We start from the raw sequence: 17,115 nt of genomic DNA, 5'->3' as shown, positions 1-17,115 counted from the left end.
CTCACGGCACTGACGCCCAAGACGACGCAGAGCTGTCCGGTCATCAGCGCTGGCCTGCCGGCCACAGGTGACCGCGGCCTTGCCGTTCCTTATGTCTGCTTCCGGTTGCCGACGCCGCTGCGCCGGCTCGGGTCCCGGTCATCGGAGCGACATCATGAGCAGACTGCGCATCGGCATCGTCGGGCTCGGCATGGCGGTGACGCCCCACGCCAAGGGTCTCGTCGACCTTCAGGACCAGATCGAGGTCGCCGGTGCCTACAGCCCCAGCCCTGAGCGCCGCGCCGCCTTCGGCGCGCGCTTCCCCTTTCCGCTCTGCGACGATCTCGAGGCGCTGCTCGCCGACGAAAGCGTCACGGCGATGCTGGTGCTCACTCCCGCCAACACGCATCTCGACGTCGCCCGGCGCTGCGCGCAGGCGGGCAAGCATGTTCTGCTGGAAAAGCCGATCGACATCACCACCGCGCGGGCGAAGGACCTGGTCGCGACCTGCCGCGCCGCCGGCGTCACGCTCGGCATCGTGCTGCAGCACCGCTTCAAGCCGGCGGCCGTGGCGCTGGCCGAACAGCTCGATTCCGGCCGGATGGGCGAGATCGTCGGCTGCTCGACCGTGATCCGGCTCTGGCGGCCCCAATCCTATTACGATGAGCCCGGCCGCGGCAGCTTCGCGCGCGACGGCGGCGGCGTGCTGCTGTCGCAGGGGATCCATACGCTCGATCTGATGCTGAGCCTGGCCGGCTCCGTTACAGAGGTCTGCGGCTATGCGCTGACCAGCCCGGTCCACCGGATGGAGACCGAGGACATGGTCTGCGCTGCGGTCCGTTTTGCCAATGGGGCGGTCGGCACCATCGATGCGACGACCGCGGCCTATCCCGGTTTCCCGGAGCGGATCGAGCTGATCTGCCGGCACGCGACAGCCTCGCTCGTCGGCACCGCGCTGGACATCGCCTGGCATGACGGCACGCGGACCACGACGGACCCGGACCGGAGCGCCGGCGGCACCGGCGCCGATCCGATGGCGTTCCCCCATGACTATCATCGCGCCGTGATGGCCGATTTCGCTGAGGCCATCCGACAGAAGCGCCCGCCTCGCATCACGGGCGAGGAGGCGCTGCGCGTCCATCATCTGATCGACGCACTCATCGCTGCCGGGCAAAGCTCAGGCCGCGTGATGGTCGCGACCGGCTGAGCAGCGTTCATGGCGTGCGGCTCCTCGGCATGCCGGGAGCATCGAGAAGCGGACCCGCCGGAGGGCGAGCCTGTCTTTCCGGGAATCATTTAACCGGCCATGCACGAAACATTCCGATACCCCCGATTCGACGAAAGAAAATTGCTGCCGAATCATCTCATTTGGAATATTTCTAATCAGCTGCACATTGTTTCGTCGCCGGATTCGCCATGTTTTCCACCCGCAATCTCACCGCCGATCTCGTGCAGCAGGCAGACGTGCCGGCCTGCCTCTCGACCGCCGGTCCCAACGGTTCCCAGTATCTCGCCGCCAATGCCGGCTATCTGCGCCTCGTCGAACGGGTCTGGCCGGAAATCCAGCACAAGGAACTGCTGGCGGCCGGCACGGCCCTGAGCAGCGTGCAGCGTGACCGGCGGCTGTGGCTGCTGGAGACCAACGGTTATTACGACGCCGAACGGGCCGAGGTGCGCAGCGCGACCGGCCGCATCGTCGATGTCGAGATCAGTTCGCAGCGGGTCTGGTGCAGCGGCGTCGCCTGCGATCTCGAATATTTCCTGCCGCTTTCGGCCCCGATACCCCTGGATGCCCGGCCGGGTCCGGGCGCGACCGCACCAAAGCGGGCGGCCTTCACACCGCGCTTCGGCGGCAGCCTGCGGACGATGAGCCTGTTGGACAGGCGCATCGTGATCGGGCGGATCATGTCGCTGGCCGCGGAAGGCGCCGTGCTGGCCCGCAACCTCGCCGGTGCTGCGAAGCCCGGTATGGCGCTGACGGAACTGGTGCAGCGCCTGAGCCCCTTCCAGGTCCCCAACCGCGCCAGCCCGACCACGGTCGGGTTCGATTTCTCCGACCTCGAATACGACGAGATCGAGGATCTGCTGCTGCGCTTCACCGGCGACATCTGGTCGCTGATCATGGCCAGCGAGGATCGCGACATCGTCGACACCCTTCGCTGCCTGGTCTCGAAATACACGATGCCCCGGCCGGTCATCGTCACCTGGTAGGCCGGGCGCGCCGCGGTTGGAACACCGCGGGCACGCCTTCTCTCACTGCTTCGGCACGTCCTTCAGCACCGCCTCCCAGCGCTCGACCTCGGCCTTGACCAGCCGGTCCAGATGCGCGGGGCCACGGACGGAGGCCGGCGGCACCGGAACGGCCAGGCCCTCGAACCGCGTCCGCACGAAATCGGAGGAGAGGCTCTGGTCCAGCGCCGCGACCAGCCGCGCCACGATGGCGGGATTGGTGTCCTTGTGGACGGCAAGCGCGTTCCAGACCTTCATGCCGAAATCGGGCAGCCCGGCTTCCGCGAAGGTGGGCACATCCGGCGCCTGCGGCAGGCGGCTGTCGCCGGTCACGGCGAGTGCGGTGACGGTGCCGGAGGCGTGCAGCGGCAGCAGCGTTGCCGTCTGGTCGATGACGCCATCGACGAAACCGCCGATCAGATCCTGGATCGCCGGTCCCGCGCCCTTATAGGGCACGATCGTCGCCTTCAGCCCCGAGAGATGCAGCAGCAGCCGCGGCGCCAGATCCGAGGTCGCACCGAAGCCCGCCGTACCGAAAGTGACCTTGTCGCCTTCCGCCTTGACCTTCGCGACGAAGGATTTGAGGTCCGCGACCGCACTTTTCTTGCTCGCGGCCATTACCATCGGCACGTCGGCGACGAGACCGATGGGGGCGAGGTCGGTGCGGGGGTCGTAGCGCTGGTCCTTGAAGAGCGCCCGGCTGGCGGCCATCGGCCCCATATTGCCAAAGAGGACGGTGTAGCCGTCCGGCTCGCCCCGGGTGACCCGCTCGGTCCCGGTCCGTCCGCCGGCGCCGCCGACATTCTCGACTACGATGTTCTGGCCCAGCGCCTTGCCCATCTCCTCGGCGAGGATGCGGGCGAGCACATCGGTGGTGCCACCGGCCGCGAAAGGCACCAGCATGGTTACAGGGCGGGTCGGATAGCTCTGTGCCGAAGCGGGCGCGATCGCCAGCGTGGCCGCGGCCATCAGGCCGAGCAACAGGGTTCTCATGAAGCCTCCCATCCATATTGTCGTTAGATTGCCTGCTATCAGACAATCTGTTCGCGCAAGGGTCAAGCGCGGAGATTGACGGTGGCCGCGCGCGCGGCAATGTGTTCGGCATGAACGAGATGAATCTTCGCATCCCGCGGCAGGCGGCCACGCTGCGTCTCCTCGTGGAGGACCGGATCCGCGAGGCGATCGCCTCCGGGCATTTCCGGCCGGGCCAGCGCCTCGTCGAGCGGGAACTCTGCGAGCAGATCGGCGTGGGGCGGACCTCGGTGCGGGAGGCGCTGCGGCAGCTCGAGGCCGAGGGCCTCGTCGTGACGGTGCCTCATCGTGGGCCCGAGGTCTCGTCCATCACCTTCGACGAGGCCCGGCAGCTCTATGAGGTCCGGGCCCTGCTGGAGGGCTTCGCCGGGCGGGCTTTCGCCGAGCAGGGCAGCGACGCGGCGATCCGGGATCTCAAGGAGGCCGTCGCCGGCTTCAAACAGGCGGCCCGCAACGGCGACCGCGCCCAGCTCGTCGCCGCCAAGACGCGCTTCTACAGCGTGCTGATGGAGGGGGCGGGCAACATCTTCGTCAAGCAGTCGCTGACGATGCTGCATAACCGCATCACCCTGCTGCGCTTCACCTCGATGACGCAGCAGGGCCGGCTCGACGACAGCGTGGCCGAGATCGAGGCGATCCATGACGCCATCGCGGCGCGCGACGGCGCCCGCGCGGAACAGGCCTGCCGGCATCACATCGCCATGGCCGCGAAGGTCGCGCTCGCCGTGCTCGAGCGCGAGCCTCGCCGCGGCTGACGCCGCGAATTGACAGATTGTCTGATAGCGCCCAGAAATCCGCCGGACGCCGCGCTGCCCTTGACGCGACGCCGGAGGATCGATCCATGCCTGACAGCGCCAGCTCCCCTGCCCCCATCGCCTTCATCGGGCTCGGCCAGATGGGACTGCCGATGGTGCGACGGCTGATTGCGGCCGGCTTCACGGTGCGAGGCGCGGACCCGGCCGAGGCGCCGCGACAGGCGTTGGTCGAGGCGGGCGGCTTGGCCTTCGCCGATGCGAAAGAGGCAGCCGAAGGCGCCGGCATCCTGATCACCATGCTGCCCAATGGCCGCATCGTGCGCGACGTGCTGCTGGGTGCCGGCGCGGCAGGCGCATTGGCCAAGGGCGCGCTCGTCATCGACATGAGTTCCTCGGCGCCCACCGATACGGTTTCTCTCGCGGCGGACCTCGTTCCGCTGGGCCTGCCGCTGATCGACGCGCCGGTCTCGGGCGGCGTGAAGCGCGCCATCGACGGCTCGCTCGCGATCATGGCGGGCGGACCGGCCGAGGCGGTCGAGCGCGCCCGGCCCGTGCTGGCGGCGATGGGCAAGTCGATCTTCGCCACGGGTCCGATCGGCTCCGGCCATGCGATGAAGGCGCTGAACAACTATGTTTCGGCGGCCGGGCTGGTCGCGGCCTGCGAGGCGCTGCTGGTCGGCGGCCGCTTCGGCCTGGCGCCGGAGACGATCGTCGACGTGCTCAACGCCTCGACAGGCCGCAACAACTCGACAGAAGTGAAGATGAAGCCCTTCGTGATCTCCGAGGCCTTCAATTCGGGCTTCTCGCTCGCTTTGATGGCGAAGGATCTGCGCATCGCCGCCGATCTCGCCGATCATCTCGAGCTTCCGCTGCCGCAGATCCAGTCGGTGGCTACGCTGTGGGAGGCGGCCAAGTGCGGGCTTGGCGCGCAGGCCGACCACACCGAGATCCACCGCCATCTCCAGGCGCTCGCCGCCAGCGGCCCGCGCGGCTGATGGGCCTGCGGGCGCGCATCGCCGCGGCGGCCGGCGACGCCGAACTGCGTCGCCTCGGCGCCGGCCTCGTCGCGGTGCTGCGGATCGAAGGCGCGGGCGACGACATCCTGCTGCGGCTCGATGACGGCGTCGTGGTGTTCGAGGGCACGGCCGCGCCGGACATCGTGCTCTCGGCAGCCGCAGAGGACTGGGCGAGGCTCCTGACCCTGCCGCCGCCGCCGCGCTTCCAGGCCTTCACGGCGCTGGCGATCGCCAACCCCGCCTTCACTCTTTCCGGCGACGCGCGCGTGATCGCGCAGGCGCGGGCCGTGATCGAGCGGCTGTTCGAGCTCGTCGTGCTGTCGCCCCCGGCTCCGGCGCCCTCCGTCACCCGGCGGATGGGCCAGATCGAGGGGCGCTATCACCAGGTCGCCCTGCCGGAGGGCGCAGCCGAGATTTATGTCGAGCGCGCCGGAAGCGGGCGGCCGGTGCTGTTCCTGCACACGGCCGGCGCCGATTCCCGCCAGTTCCACGGGCAACTCGCCGATGTCGCACTGGCCGCGGAGTGGCGCCTGATCGCGCCGGACATGCCCTTCCATGGCCGCTCGATGCCTCCCGAAGGCTGGCAGGGCGAGCCCTACCGGCTCTCGGGCGCGCGCTATCTCGGCTGGTGCGCGGCGATCATCGAGCAGGTGATCGGCGCGAAGGCGATCGTCGCCGGCGGCTCGATGGGCGCGGCGCTCGCCCTGCTGCTGGCGGCGGAGCGGCCCGATCTCGTCGCGGGCGTCATCGCGATCGAGCCGCCCTTCCGCTCGAAGGGGCGGCGCAACCCGTTCCAGCACCATGTCGGCGTCCATGCCGGGCTGCACAACGCCGCCTTCGTGCGCGGGCTGATGAGCCCGACGAGCCCGATCGACAGCCGCCGCCGGGCCGCCTGGATCTATTCGCAGGGCGCGCCCGAGATCTATGCCGGCGACCTTGTCTTCTATTCCGACGAGTTCGACGGGGCGGAGGTGGCGCCCCGCATCGACGCGGCGCGGACACCGGTCTCGCTGCTCTGCGGCACCTATGATTATTCGGCGACGCCGGAGGACGGAGGCAAGCTCGCCGCGCTCATCCCCGGCGCCGATCTGCGCGTCATGGAGGGGCTCGGCCATTTCCCGATGTGCGAGCACCCCGACCTGTTCCGCCCGCATCTGCTGGCGGCGCTGGCCCATGTCGGAGGGCCACTCTGATTAGCGCAGCGGCGGCAGGTGGAGCGCCACCGTCTCGCCCTCCGAGCCCTCGACGGGAGGATGGAGCTCCCGCACCAGCGGGTCGTGGCCGGCGATGATCCGCTCCTCAGCCCCGGCGAGGCGGCGCGCGGCGCGCCAGCCCTGCGCCAGCGCGCCGAGGTCGAAGAAGATCGGGAACGGGTTCTGCCGCTCGATATTGGCCATGAAATGCGCGGCGTCGCTGGCCAGCACCAGCGGCCCGCGGGCGGTCTCGACGCGGACCATCTGCAGGCCGGCGCTGTGGCCGCCGACCTTGTGCAGGCTCAGCCCCTCGTCGATCTCGGCATCGCCGTCATGGAAGACGACACGCTCGGCATAGACCGCACGCACCATCCGCACGACATCCTCGACGTCGAAGGGGTAGCGTATGCAGGCCTGGCACATGTGCCGGCCGGTCGCGAAGCCCATCTCCGCCTCCTGAAGGTGGAAGCGGGCCTTCGGGAAGAGATCGAGATTGCCGGCATGGTCATAGTGGAGATGCGTGATGACCACGTCCTCCACCGTCCCAGGATCCACGCCGAGTTGGCGCAGTGCGGCCTCGACGGGGCGGATCAGGGTGCGGCCACGCTTGGCTCCGCCCTCTGGGGTGAAGCCGGTGTCGACCACGACGACCCGCCCGCCGCGCCGCACGACCCAGACGAAATAGTCCATGGGCATGGGCGCGTCGTGCGGATCGGGCGTGCGGATGAAGTTCTCGAAGGCCCGGCGCTCATGCACGGCATAGCGCAGGGCGAAGACCTCCCAGCCGGCCATCGCCGGTCTCACTTGTCGTTGGGCACGGCCCCCTCGGCCTTCAGCACCTCATGGGCCGCCTTGAAGGCGTCGAGGCCGGCCGGGATGCCGCAATAGACGGTCGCGTGGAGCAGGATTTCCTTGATCTCGTCGACGGTCACGCCGTTGGCGAGCGCCCCCTTGACGTGGAGCTTGAGCTCGGCCGGCTTGCCGAGCGCCGTCAGCATGGCGAGGTTCAGCATCGAGCGGGTCTTGTGCTCGAGGCCCGGCCGCGTCCAGGCATAGCCCCAGCACCATTCGGTGGTGATGTTCTGGAAGGCCATCATGAAGTCGTCGGCCTTGGCCAGGCTGCCATCGACATAGTCGCTGCCCAGCACCTTGCGGCGGACTTCGAGACCCTTGTTGAACTGATCGCTGTGCGACATCGGCCTTGATCCCTTTCGTGGTGGTGTTCGGAGGTCGTCAGAGCCCGAGATAGGCGCTGCGGACGGCGTCGTTTCCGGACAGCTCCGCGCTCGTGCCCTCAAGCACGACCCGGCCGCTTTCCAGCACATAGCCACGGCCGGCGACGGACAGCGCCAGCGTGGTGTTCTGCTCGACCAGCAGGATGGATGTGCCCGTCCGGCTGACGGCCAGGAAGGTGTCGTGGAGTTCGTCGACGATCTTCGGCGCCAGGCCATGGCTCGGCTCGTCGAGCAGGAGAAGCCGGGGCTGGAGCATCAAGGCCCGGCCGATCGCGACCATCTGCTGCTCACCGCCCGAGAGCGTTCCCGCGAGCTGGCCGAGCCGCTCGCGCAGGCGGGGGAACATCGTCAGCACCCGATCGCGCCGCGTGGCGAGATCGCTGGCGGAGCGCACTGCATAGGCGCCGAGCATGACGTTTTCCTCCACCGTCATCTCGGGGAAGACATGGCGACCTTCCGGCACATGGGCGATGCCGAGCGCAGGGATCGCATGCGAGGGGCGGCCGACGAGTTCGGTGCCATCGAAGCGGATGCTGCCGCGGGCGGAGACAAGCCCCGAGATCGTCCGCAGCAGGGTGCTCTTGCCGGCCGTGTTGGCGCCGATCACGCAGACGAATTCGCCCGGGCCGACCGCGATCGAGACGTCGTGCAGCACGTCGAGGCCGCCATAGCCGGCATGCAGCCCGGCGATCGAGAGAAGCGGAGGCTGGCTGGTCATCGCACCCTCCTCACGCCGCCGACCGGCCGAGATAGGCCTCGATCACGGCCGGGTCGCGCGCGATCTCGGCCGGGGTGCCGGTCGCGATCATCTGGCCGAAGTTCAAGACGACCAGCCGGTCGCACAGCGCCATGATGGCGCGCATGTGGTGCTCGACCACGACCAGCGTCAGCCCCTCCTCGCGCAATTGCCGCAGAAGATCCATGAAGGCGTCCATCTCGGCATGGTTGAGCGCCGCCATCGCCTCGTCGAGCAGCAGGACCCGCGGCTCGGTGCAGAGCGCGCGCGCCACCTCGACACGCGCCCGCTCCGGAAAGGAGAGATCGCGCGCGAGTTTGCCGGCGATCGCGCCAATGCCGACGCGCTCGAGGCAGCGCTCCGCCAGCTCGCTGGCCTCGGGAATCGCGTGGCGCATCAGCCCGCCGGTCAGGACGTTGTCGAGGACCGTCGAGTCGAGGAACAGCGCGACGTTCTGGAAGGTCTTGACCATGCCCGCCGCGGCGATCCTGTGCGGCTTGAGGCCGACGAGGTCGCGGCCGTCGAGCCGGATCGTGCCGGAATCGGGCCGGTGCAGGCCGACCAGCGTCGAGAACAGCGTCGTCTTGCCGGCGCCGTTGGGGCCGATCAGCCCGAGGATCTCGCCCGGCGCCACGGAGAGCGACACATCCGACAAGGCCTGCAGCCCGCCGAAGCGCTTGCCGAGCCCGCTGACCTGGAGCAGTGGCGCGACCATTAGCGTTCCTCCCGGCGCAGCAGGCGCCTGATCCGCGGGCCGATCGCCATGAAGCCGCGCGGCTCGACCAGGATCACGAGGATCAGCAGCACGCCGAAAACGAGTTGCGACAGCCCCGCCGCTTGGGCGGAGAAGACCTGGTTGGCGATCTCCTCAAGCGGGATGACGAAGAAGGCGCCGAGGATCGGGCCCGCCGCCGTGCCGATGCCTCCGACGATGGCGATCATCGCCATCCGCACCGAGATCGAGGCGACGCCGAAAACGGTGTCGGGATCGAAGAAGAACTGGAACTGGGCGTAGAGCGTGCCAAGCGCCGCCGTCAGCGCGCCCGAGATCACCGCAGCGATGATCTTGGTGCGGGTGGTGTCGACGCCGATGACCTCGGCCGCGTCGGCATTCTCCTTGATCGCGCGCAGCCGGTAGCCGAGGCGGCTACGCTTGATCGCGACGAAGATCACGGTCACCACGACGAGCGCCCCCAGCATCAGCCAGTAAGAGGCGCGGGTGTCGGCGAACTGCATCAGGCCGAGGCTCGGCTTGGCGTAGGGGACGGAGATGCCCACCGGTCCGCCGGTCAGCCCGCCCCAGCTGTTGCCGATGACGCGCATGACCTCGCCGAAGGCGAGCGTCGCCAGCGCGAAATAGTGGCCGCGCAGTCGCATTGTCGGCAGGCTGATCAGAAGCGCAGCGAGCCCGCCCAGCACCGCCGCCGCCATCATGCCGAGCCAGGGCGTGATGCCGAAATGGATGAGAAGCAGCGTCGAGGTGTAGGCGCCGATGCCGAAGAAGGCGGCGTGGCCGAGCGAGATCTGGTTGGCGAGGCCGGCGACGATGTTCCAGGCCTGCGCCATGGCGGCGAAGAGAAGCGCCAGGCAGAGGATGCGGATGCCGTAGCCGCGCGGCTCGAAGGCGAAAGGCAGGGCGATGGCGAACGCCGCGAGCAGCGCGAGGCCGGCCGTCTGCCGAAGGGATGGCGCGCTCATCGGGCCGCCCCCAGCAGGCCCTTCGGCCGGAAGGCCAGCACCGCGATGAAGACGATGAAGAGGACGAGGTTCTGCAGCTGGATCGGAAAGACGAGCGCCGAGAGCGACTGGATGATGCCGACGGCGAGGCCGCCGACCACCGCGCCCGCGACCGAGCCGAGCCCGCCCAGCACCACCACGGTGAACATCAGCACGGCGAATTGGGTGCCGACCGTCGGCGAGGCCGTCAGATAGGGCAGTATTACCGCGCCGCCGAAGGCGGTGAGCCCGACGCCGAGCGCGAAGGCGAGCATGTGCATGCGGTCGGCATCGATGCCCATCAGCCGCGCGGCCATCGGGTCCTGCGCGGTGGCGCGCATCGCGCGGCCGAACCAGCTCGACTTCAGGAAGAGCCAGAGCGCCAGCCCCGAGGCCACCGACATGGCGAAGGCGGCGAGATAGGGCACGGAGACGAAGAGCGGCCCGAGCTGCAGCGACGAGGTCTGGTAGGGCGTCGAGACGGAGCGGAAGCCCGAGCCGAACATCAGCAGCGCGGCGTTCTCCAGCACGATCAGCAGGCCGACGGTGAGGAAGATCTGCGCCACCTCGGGGGCCTTGAGCACGCGCCTGATCAGCATGTGTTGGAGCGCGGCCCCGAGCAGGAACACGACCGCGAAAGCGAGCGGCGCCGCCAGCAGCGGATCGAGCCCGAGCCAAGCCCAGGCATAATAGGCCACGAACATGCCGAGCATCAGGAATTCCGCTTGCGCGAAGTTCACGATGCCCATCACGCCGAAGACCAGCGTCAGGCCGATCGAGATGACGGCGTAGACACCGCCGATCATCAAGCCGTCCAGGATGGCCTGAACCACCGCCATGAGCGCCTCTCTCCCCTGCCCGGCCGCTGCCGATCGCGGCTCAGCCGGCCCAGACGGCCTTGGCCTTGGCGACGTCAGAGGGCCAGACGGTGACGAGTTCCTTGTTACGCCACTGGACCATGACGGGGACGGAGAGCGTGTTGAGGCCGGTCTTGTCGAACTGGACGGCCCCGCCCGTCATGGCCTTGGTCCAGCCGCCCTCGAAGCGACCGCCATGCAGCGCCTTGCGCAGATCCTCGGATTTGGCCGACTTGGCCTTCTCCATCGCCTGGGCCAGCACATCCATGCAGACGGCGTGCTCGAGCGCCTCATGGACCATGAAATAGCCGAAGCGCTTGCGGAAGCGCTCGGTCAGCTCCGGCGCGAGGTCGTAATTGGCCGGCGAGATCGAGAGCACGCCCTCGGCGAATTCGCCGAGCCCCTTCTCGAAATCCGGAATGACATAGCCGGCCGCGCCACCGATGGCGGGAATGGTGATGCGCTGCTGGCGCATCGCGCGGATGATCTGCAGGGAATCGTTGAGGTAGGAAACCGGGAACACCGCCTGGGCGCCGGAGGCGCGCAGCTTGTTGATCAGCGGCGTGACGTCGGTGATGCCTAGCGGATAGGCGTCGTCCATGACGATCTGGACGCCGGCCGCCTTGGCGCCCTCGCGCAGACCGCCGGCCTGCGAGGTCCCATAGGCGGTATCCTCATACATGATCGCAATGCGCTCGAGCTTCTGGCCGGCACTCGCTGCGATGGCGACCGTGCCGTCGAACTGCGCTTTGCCGATGACCGAGGCCTTGGCGACCACCTGGAAGATGTTCTCGAAGCCGCGGCCGGTGATCTGGTCCGAGAAGGACATGGTGAGCAGCGGCACGCCCCGGCGCTCCGTGACTTCCGAGATCGCGATCGTGAGCGACGAGGCAAAGGCGCCAAGGATCGCTACGACGTCGTTCTGCGTCAGCAGGCGCTGGGCGACATTGGCGGCCGTCGTCGGGGTCGAGGTCGAGTCGGCAACGACGAGATTGATCCGGGCGCCGCCGAGCGCCTTGATGCCGCCTGCGGCGTTGATCTCGTCCGCGACCAGTTCGATGCCATTGCGCGAATTGATGCCGAACTGCGCGTTGGCGCCGGAGAGCGGCAGGATGACGCCGACATTGACGGCCTTGCCCTGGGCGATGGCGTCGCGGACGACATAGGGGGCGGCGATGGCACCGGCGGCGCCGAGCATGAGGCCACGGCGGGTGGGCGACAGCTTGATCATCTCTTCCTCCACGATCTGCCTTCTGCGGGCATCAGCGGGGAGAGGCATCCCACAAGCGTCGACCCCCTGTCAACTGATTGACAGATTGTCTGACGATTAGCGATCTGAGCCGGCGGAGCCTGCGAGCGCTCCGCGGCCGTGGGACCATAACGGCGCGGTTGTCCGCGCCGCCAGGTTCAGGCGGCCAGCGCAGCCGGTCCCGGTGTCGATGCGATATCGATCCAGCCGTCGCCGGCCCGATAACGGGCGGAGACCTGGCCGGAATCGTCCATCGCGAAGAGGGCGAGCCAGCCCTGGTCGAACAGCGCCCGGAGGTCCGGGTGCTTCGCCAGGATGCCGAGGATCGCCTCGCGCGGGGCCGCGACGACCACCGACAGCCGCAGCGGCTCGTGCATCAGGCGTTCGCCGTCATGGACCGACTGCCAGGGCAGACCACCGCGCAGCAGCCCGCCATTGCCCTCGAAGACGCCGATGCCGCCGACGACGTTGTGCAGCAGCTTGTTGCCGGCGCCGAAGGCCGCCGGTGCGACGGCCGAGCCGTAGTATTGCAGGCTGATCCAGCTCGCGACGACGACCGGCGCCGTCAGGATGAGTTCGAGCACCTTGAATTCGGTGTCGGCACGCCAGTCATAGCTGTGCAGGAAGGCGCGCCCGGCGAGCGAAGCGCCTGCCGTGTGCCGGCGCGGTGCGGCGATGAAGGCTTTGCAGCCGGCCAGACCCCATTCCGGCCGCACCTGCGCCCAATCCCGGCCGCGCCGCGCGACGTCGCCCTCGCCCGCCGCGCCGGGCAGCCGCAGCGCCCGCTCGGTCCGGGCGAGCCGACCGGCGGAGGCCAGCAGCGCGTCCAGCTTCGCCAGATCGGCCGCGTGCGACGGCGGAACGGTTTCGCGGTCGAACAGCGTGATCTCGTCGCTGACCGTGTCATGCAGGCCGGCGACGAAGCGCGTATCGGCCGGAACCTCGATCCCCTGCCCCGCCAGCCCGGCGCGGACGTCCGCCTCGTTCAGCAGCCCGGCCAGCAGGCGGGCATTCACGTCGCCGGGAAAGCCGCCGCAGGCGCCGCATTGCAGGGCGCTGGCATGGGCGTTGTTGACCAGCCGCGCGCCATGGCCGGCCAGCAGCACCAGCCGGGCGAAGCCCGAGGTCAGGGACATGCCCCGCAGGACCGCCGCGGCCATCTCCGTCCGCTGCGCCACGGTCAGCGTCGCGTCGAGGCGCGGTGCCGTCCGGTCGCTCTCCGGGCGGTGATCGGCCGTGACGGAGTCGTGGAAGAGCTTCCAGAGATAGAGCGGGCCACTGGCCTCGACGAAGGCGAAGGAGGAGACGGCGGCGCGCTTGAAGCGGCCCCAGGCGCGCTTGGCCCGGGCGCCGATGCGCACCTTCTCTTCCGCGGCCTCGCCCGGAGCGTCGCAGGTGAAAGACCCCAGGCCCGGCTTCAGCAGGACCGGCAACCGCGCCTCGCCGCCCACCGAACCGAGCCGGCGATGCGAGACGCCGATGCCGAAGAAGCCGGCGAAGCCCAGCGTCTCCACGCCGGGATCGAGCGACTCCAGCGCGCGGCGGATGATTTCCGAGCGGACGTCGATGCAGAAGGCCGCCTGGACCGAAGGCCGCGCGGGCGCCGCCTTCGCGGCGGCCGGCTGCCATGCCGCGAAGAACCGGCGCTGGGCAGCGCGGTCATAGGCTTCCTGCAGCAGGGCGTCGATGATCTGGTCGTCGCTCGGCTCGACGGGCGCGGCATGGGCGTCGATCGCCTGCCGCCAGGCCTCGGCGATCTGCCGCCCGAACTGCGCGTGCAGCGCCGCCTCGAAGGCGAGCGCGATGGCCAGCAGATCGGTGATCGTCTGGTCGGTCCCGCCATCGCGCTCCGCCTGCCACTGAAGGTGGCGGGCATATTGGGCCCAGCCGCCGAGCCCTGTCAGCAGCGCCGTGAAGTAGCTCTCGGCCGCCGCCTGCGGCAGACCGAGGGCGAGGCAGGCGCGCCGGATCGCCGCCGGGGCGCCCAGCGGCTCCCGCGAGATGCGCAGGCAGAAGCCCTTCAGCCCCGCGATCTCGGGCGAGAGATCCTGCGTCGCGAAGGCGCGCCAGGATTCATAGGCGCCAGCGGCCTGGGTCTTCGGCCACATCGCCTGACCGAGATCGAAATGGCCCGAGGCCCAGGCGCCGATCCGGTCGGCGATGAAGCCCGGCCAGTCGACGCCGGTGGCCTCGGCGCAGAGCGCCGCGACGGTCGGAATCGGCGCCGCGGGCGCAGGGTTCTCGGACAGGGCCGCCTCGACTACGGCGTGGCCCGGCGCCCCCGGCCGCTCGGCGATCACCTCGGCGAGGTCGGCCGGCGTGATCTCGCCAGCCCGCCAGCGCTCCCGGTAGAAGGACCGCGGCATGGTGACGGGGATGCCGCCGGCCCGGCCGAGGCGCGCCGCCGCGCCGGCCAGCGTCTCCCCCGCCAGACCGAGGAAGGGATTGACCGCGACGGAGGCCGAGAGCGGCCAGAGCGGCGGAATGATGCGGGCGGCACGGTCGGCCTGCGCCATCAGGGCGGCCTGCAGGGCGTCCTGTCCGGGCTGCGCGGTCATGACGGGCTCCTTTCGCTGGTGAGGTGGGATGATGCGGGCCGGGCCCAGCCGCCGGTGAGACGGTCGAAGATGGCGTTGCCGTAAAAGCCGTTGGCGAGATGGACACGCAGGCCCGCGAGAGCGGGATGCCCGGCCCAGTGCGGGAACAGCGCCTGGGCGAAGGCGACGGCCCCGAAGGAGAGCAGCGTCAACACGATCAGCGCCCATTCCAGCGCGGTCGGCGGCGGGATCGGCGGCAGCGTCGGCGAGGTCAGCCACTGCGCGAAGCGCTGCAGCAGGAAGTAGGACAGCGAGGCGGCGATCGAGGCCGCCGACGTCCGCAGCGTCAGCGCGCGCGGTGCGGCGTCGGCGAGGCCCTGCGCGATCAGATAGGCGACACCGAAGACGAGGATGGCGCCGAGCGCGATCGCCTGAGGCGACTTGTCGGCGAAGCCGAAGCTCAGTCCCATCAGCGCATAGAGCGCCAGCGCGAAGGCGAAGGCCTGGGCGACGACGCGGAGGCTGGCGACCGCGACCGGCCCCGGCCGGCGCGTGGCCGCGACCTGCTCCACGGCCCAGCCCGACGACAGGAAGGCATGGGCCTTGTAGAGCGAGTGGGCGACGATGTGCAGCAGCGCCAGCGGGAAGAGCGCCAGCCCGCATTGCAGCACCATGAAGCCCATCTGCGCCACGGTGGACCAGGCGAGCGAGGTCTTGATCGCCGATTGGGTCAGCATCACCAGCCCGCCGAGCAGGGCGGTGAAGCCGCCGATCAGCACCAGCGCCGCCAGCGCGCCCGGCGTCGTCAGCAGCAGGTCCGCGAAGCGGATCAGCAGGAAGCCGCCCGCATTGATGATGCCGGCATGCAGCAAGGCCGAGACCGGCGTCGGCGCCTCCATGACCTCGACCAGCCAGCCATGGGCCGGGAACTGGGCCGATTTGAGCAGCGCCGCCATGACCAGCAGCGCCACCGCCCAGCCCGTTCCGGCGGGCACCGGCCCGCTGCGCGCCTGCGCCAGGATCGCGCCGATGTCACCGGTGCCGTAGCCCGCGAACAGGAGCAGGCAGGCCAGCAGCAGCGCGCCATCCGCCAGCCGGGCGACGACGAACTTCTTCCGCGCCGCGCGCTGCGCCGCCGGGCGGGCGGGATAGAACAGCAGCAGCCGGTGCAGGCAGAGGCTGGTCGCGACCCAGGCGACGAGAAGCTGCAGCAGATTGCCGGCGCTCACGAGCAGAAGCGCGGCGGCGAGCGTGGCGCAGATCCAGCCCGTGAAGCGGCTCTGCCCCGGTTCGCCGGCGAGATAGCTGCGGCTGAAGCGCAGGACGACCCAGCCGACGAAGGTGATCAGCAGCAGCATCGTCACGCCGACGATGTCGAGGCGGGCCGAGAGGCCCAGGCCGCGGGGGGCGAGCAGCGTCAGCGTCGCGGGGCCGAACCAGGCGAGTTGGACGGCAGCGGCAAGCGCCACCACGAAAGCAAGCGCCGCGGCGATCTCGGCCAACGGCCCCGGCCCCTTCGGCGTCGCCTCGCGGCGCAGCAGGTGGAGCGCCAAGGCGGCGAAGATCGCCGGGGCCAGAAGGGGTAGCGCGAGATGGGACATGGCGGTCTCACGGGCTGGTTGATCTCGCACCGCAATATCACCGGGCCCACTGCGCTAAAAATTCATTGTTTGTGCGTTTCCGTTCGCTATCATCGAAGAATGGCTGGCCTCAACTACAACCATCTGCGCTATTTCTGGACGGTCGCCCGGGAGGGCCATCTCGGCCGCGCGGCCCAGCGCCTGAACCTGACGCAGTCGGCGCTTTCGGTGCAGATCAAGCGGCTGGAGGAGCAACTCGGCCACCAGCTGTTCGAACGCGCCGGGCGCGGCTTGCTGCTGACCGAAGCCGGACGGATCGCCCGCGATCATGCCGATATCATCTTCGCGACGGGTGACGATCTGCTCGGCACGCTGCGCGAGAGCGGCCTGTCGCGGCATGTGCTGCGCGTCGGTGCGCAGGCGACGCTGTCGCGCAATTTCCAGCTCGCCTTCCTGCGCCCGATTCTCGGGCGGCCGGATGTCGAGGTGGTCCTGAAGTCGGGCGCGACGCCGGAGCTGCTGCGCGCCCTTGCGGCGCATCAGCTCGACGCGGTGCTGACCAACCAACCCCCGGCCGCGGATCCCGAGCGCGCCTTCCTCACCCACAAGCTGGCCGAGCAGCCGGTGAGCCTGGTCGGCCGGCGCGACCTCGTCGCTGAGGCCGGCGATTTCGAGGCCTTGCTCGCGCGCCATCCGGTGATCCTGCCGCCGCTGCATACGGGCCTGCGCGACGACATCGACGCGCTGATCGACCGGGCGGGCATCACGCTGCGCATCGCCGCCGAGGTCGACGACATGGCGATGATGCGCCTCCTGGTGCGCGAGGGCGTGGGCCTGGGCGTGCTGCCGCCCATCGTGATTCAGGACGAGCTGGCGCAGGGCGTGCTCGCGATCGGAGCCGCGCTGCCCGGCATCGTCGAGCGCTTCTACGCCGTCACAGTGGCCCGAACCTTCCGCAACGCGCTGCTGCAGGATCTGCTCGGACAGCAGGGGTAAGGCGC

16 protein-coding genes are annotated in these 17,115 nt (G+C 69.6%); 6 read left to right on the top strand and 10 right to left on the bottom strand.

Annotated features, from left to right (window positions below; genetic code table 11):
* Positions 1 to 154: 154 nt before the first annotated feature.
* Positions 155 to 1,186, top strand: coding sequence for a Gfo/Idh/MocA family protein (locus ACFPN9_RS19110; protein WP_066725311.1), 1,032 nt, complete (start codon positions 155 to 157; stop codon positions 1,184 to 1,186).
* A 209-nt stretch (positions 1,187 to 1,395) separates the two neighbouring features.
* Positions 1,396 to 2,190, top strand: coding sequence for a hypothetical protein (locus ACFPN9_RS19105; RefSeq protein WP_377817450.1), 795 nt, complete (start codon positions 1,396 to 1,398; stop codon positions 2,188 to 2,190).
* A gap of 42 nt (positions 2,191 to 2,232) precedes the next feature.
* On the opposite strand, the gene ACFPN9_RS19100 is transcribed toward ACFPN9_RS19105, so the two are convergent.
* Positions 2,233 to 3,201, bottom strand: a complete 969-nt coding sequence (locus ACFPN9_RS19100) for a tripartite tricarboxylate transporter substrate-binding protein (RefSeq protein WP_066725353.1) — start codon at positions 3,199 to 3,201, stop codon at positions 2,233 to 2,235.
* 110 nt (positions 3,202 to 3,311) lie between these two features.
* Between ACFPN9_RS19100 and ACFPN9_RS19095 the strand changes: the two genes are divergently transcribed.
* The 3 genes from ACFPN9_RS19095 to ACFPN9_RS19085 all read left to right on the top strand — a co-directional run bounded on the left by ACFPN9_RS19095 (position 3,312) and on the right by ACFPN9_RS19085 (position 6,204).
* Positions 3,312 to 3,995 (top strand): GntR family transcriptional regulator, encoded by a 684-nt coding sequence (locus ACFPN9_RS19095; RefSeq protein WP_066725351.1) that lies wholly within the window; start codon positions 3,312 to 3,314, stop codon positions 3,993 to 3,995.
* 86 nt (positions 3,996 to 4,081) lie between these two features.
* Positions 4,082 to 4,990 (top strand): NAD(P)-dependent oxidoreductase, encoded by a 909-nt coding sequence (locus ACFPN9_RS19090; protein ID WP_066725305.1) that lies wholly within the window; start codon positions 4,082 to 4,084, stop codon positions 4,988 to 4,990.
* Positions 4,990 to 6,204: an alpha/beta fold hydrolase gene (locus ACFPN9_RS19085; protein ID WP_066725303.1), complete on the top strand. Its 1,215-nt coding sequence runs from the start codon at positions 4,990 to 4,992 to the stop codon at positions 6,202 to 6,204. The genes ACFPN9_RS19090 and ACFPN9_RS19085 overlap by 1 nt, the downstream gene beginning before the upstream one ends.
* On the opposite strand, the gene ACFPN9_RS19080 is transcribed toward ACFPN9_RS19085, so the two are convergent.
* The 9 genes from ACFPN9_RS19080 to ACFPN9_RS19040 form a co-directional block, all read right to left on the bottom strand.
* A complete protein-coding gene (locus ACFPN9_RS19080; RefSeq protein WP_066725300.1) occupies positions 6,205 to 6,996 on the bottom strand; it encodes an N-acyl homoserine lactonase family protein in 792 nt (263 codons plus the stop codon).
* An 8-nt stretch (positions 6,997 to 7,004) separates the two neighbouring features.
* Entirely contained in the window at positions 7,005 to 7,400 is a 396-nt protein-coding gene (locus ACFPN9_RS19075; RefSeq protein ID WP_066725297.1) for a carboxymuconolactone decarboxylase family protein, read from the bottom strand.
* Between the two features lie 37 nt (positions 7,401 to 7,437).
* Positions 7,438 to 8,157 (bottom strand): ABC transporter ATP-binding protein, encoded by a 720-nt coding sequence (locus ACFPN9_RS19070; RefSeq protein WP_066725294.1) that lies wholly within the window; start codon positions 8,155 to 8,157, stop codon positions 7,438 to 7,440.
* Between the two features lie 10 nt (positions 8,158 to 8,167).
* Positions 8,168 to 8,890, bottom strand: a complete 723-nt coding sequence (locus tag ACFPN9_RS19065) for an ABC transporter ATP-binding protein (RefSeq protein WP_066725291.1) — start codon at positions 8,888 to 8,890, stop codon at positions 8,168 to 8,170.
* Positions 8,890 to 9,873, bottom strand: coding sequence for a branched-chain amino acid ABC transporter permease (locus ACFPN9_RS19060; RefSeq protein ID WP_066725289.1), 984 nt, complete (start codon positions 9,871 to 9,873; stop codon positions 8,890 to 8,892). The genes ACFPN9_RS19065 and ACFPN9_RS19060 overlap by 1 nt, the downstream gene beginning before the upstream one ends.
* The gene (locus ACFPN9_RS19055) at positions 9,870 to 10,730 is read right to left on the bottom strand and encodes a branched-chain amino acid ABC transporter permease (RefSeq protein WP_066725275.1); all 861 of its coding nucleotides are present in this window, start codon (positions 10,728 to 10,730) and stop codon (positions 9,870 to 9,872) included. The genes ACFPN9_RS19060 and ACFPN9_RS19055 overlap by 4 nt, the downstream gene beginning before the upstream one ends.
* 40 nt (positions 10,731 to 10,770) lie before the next feature.
* Positions 10,771 to 11,979, bottom strand: coding sequence for an ABC transporter substrate-binding protein (locus tag ACFPN9_RS19050; protein ID WP_066725273.1), 1,209 nt, complete (start codon positions 11,977 to 11,979; stop codon positions 10,771 to 10,773).
* Positions 11,980 to 12,155: 176 nt separating this feature from the next.
* Positions 12,156 to 14,555 (bottom strand): YbcC family protein, encoded by a 2,400-nt coding sequence (locus ACFPN9_RS19045; RefSeq protein ID WP_377817449.1) that lies wholly within the window; start codon positions 14,553 to 14,555, stop codon positions 12,156 to 12,158.
* On the bottom strand, positions 14,552 to 16,135 hold the full coding sequence (locus ACFPN9_RS19040; protein ID WP_377817448.1) for a proton-conducting transporter transmembrane domain-containing protein: 1,584 nt from the start codon (positions 16,133 to 16,135) through the stop codon (positions 14,552 to 14,554). The genes ACFPN9_RS19045 and ACFPN9_RS19040 overlap by 4 nt, the downstream gene beginning before the upstream one ends.
* A 99-nt stretch (positions 16,136 to 16,234) precedes the next feature.
* Here ACFPN9_RS19040 and ACFPN9_RS19035 point away from each other — a divergent pair, with 99 nt between their 5' ends.
* A complete protein-coding gene (locus tag ACFPN9_RS19035; protein ID WP_066725260.1) occupies positions 16,235 to 17,110 on the top strand; it encodes a LysR family transcriptional regulator in 876 nt (291 codons plus the stop codon).
* Positions 17,111 to 17,115 lie beyond the last annotated feature (5 nt).

This window comes from Allobosea massiliensis (genome assembly GCF_042655245.1).
In the GTDB taxonomy this organism is placed as follows: Bacteria; Pseudomonadota; Alphaproteobacteria; order Rhizobiales; family Beijerinckiaceae; genus Allobosea; species Allobosea massiliensis.
Note: the sequence above shows the minus strand (reverse complement) of the source record. Positions and strands in the feature narration are given on the sequence as shown.

What these genes read in the sequence shown, in the direction of transcription:
- ACFPN9_RS19110 (WP_066725311.1), top strand. Translation starts at nt 155, where the DNA reads ATGAGCAGACTGCGCATCGGCATCGTCGGGCTCGGCATGGCGGTGACG.
- ACFPN9_RS19105 (WP_377817450.1), top strand. Translation starts at nt 1,396, where the DNA reads ATGTTTTCCACCCGCAATCTCACCGCCGATCTCGTGCAGCAGGCAGAC.
- ACFPN9_RS19100 (WP_066725353.1), bottom strand. Translation starts at nt 3,201, where the DNA reads ATGAGAACCCTGTTGCTCGGCCTGATGGCCGCGGCCACGCTGGCGATC.
- ACFPN9_RS19095 (WP_066725351.1), top strand. Translation starts at nt 3,312, where the DNA reads ATGAACGAGATGAATCTTCGCATCCCGCGGCAGGCGGCCACGCTGCGT.
- ACFPN9_RS19090 (WP_066725305.1), top strand. Translation starts at nt 4,082, where the DNA reads ATGCCTGACAGCGCCAGCTCCCCTGCCCCCATCGCCTTCATCGGGCTC.
- ACFPN9_RS19085 (WP_066725303.1), top strand. Translation starts at nt 4,990, where the DNA reads ATGGGCCTGCGGGCGCGCATCGCCGCGGCGGCCGGCGACGCCGAACTG.
- ACFPN9_RS19080 (WP_066725300.1), bottom strand. Translation starts at nt 6,996, where the DNA reads ATGGCCGGCTGGGAGGTCTTCGCCCTGCGCTATGCCGTGCATGAGCGC.
- ACFPN9_RS19075 (WP_066725297.1), bottom strand. Translation starts at nt 7,400, where the DNA reads ATGTCGCACAGCGATCAGTTCAACAAGGGTCTCGAAGTCCGCCGCAAG.
- ACFPN9_RS19070 (WP_066725294.1), bottom strand. Translation starts at nt 8,157, where the DNA reads ATGACCAGCCAGCCTCCGCTTCTCTCGATCGCCGGGCTGCATGCCGGC.
- ACFPN9_RS19065 (WP_066725291.1), bottom strand. Translation starts at nt 8,890, where the DNA reads ATGGTCGCGCCACTGCTCCAGGTCAGCGGGCTCGGCAAGCGCTTCGGC.
- ACFPN9_RS19060 (WP_066725289.1), bottom strand. Translation starts at nt 9,873, where the DNA reads ATGAGCGCGCCATCCCTTCGGCAGACGGCCGGCCTCGCGCTGCTCGCG.
- ACFPN9_RS19055 (WP_066725275.1), bottom strand. Translation starts at nt 10,730, where the DNA reads ATGGCGGTGGTTCAGGCCATCCTGGACGGCTTGATGATCGGCGGTGTC.
- ACFPN9_RS19050 (WP_066725273.1), bottom strand. Translation starts at nt 11,979, where the DNA reads ATGATCAAGCTGTCGCCCACCCGCCGTGGCCTCATGCTCGGCGCCGCC.
- ACFPN9_RS19045 (WP_377817449.1), bottom strand. Translation starts at nt 14,555, where the DNA reads ATGACCGCGCAGCCCGGACAGGACGCCCTGCAGGCCGCCCTGATGGCG.
- ACFPN9_RS19040 (WP_377817448.1), bottom strand. Translation starts at nt 16,135, where the DNA reads ATGTCCCATCTCGCGCTACCCCTTCTGGCCCCGGCGATCTTCGCCGCC.
- ACFPN9_RS19035 (WP_066725260.1), top strand. Translation starts at nt 16,235, where the DNA reads ATGGCTGGCCTCAACTACAACCATCTGCGCTATTTCTGGACGGTCGCC.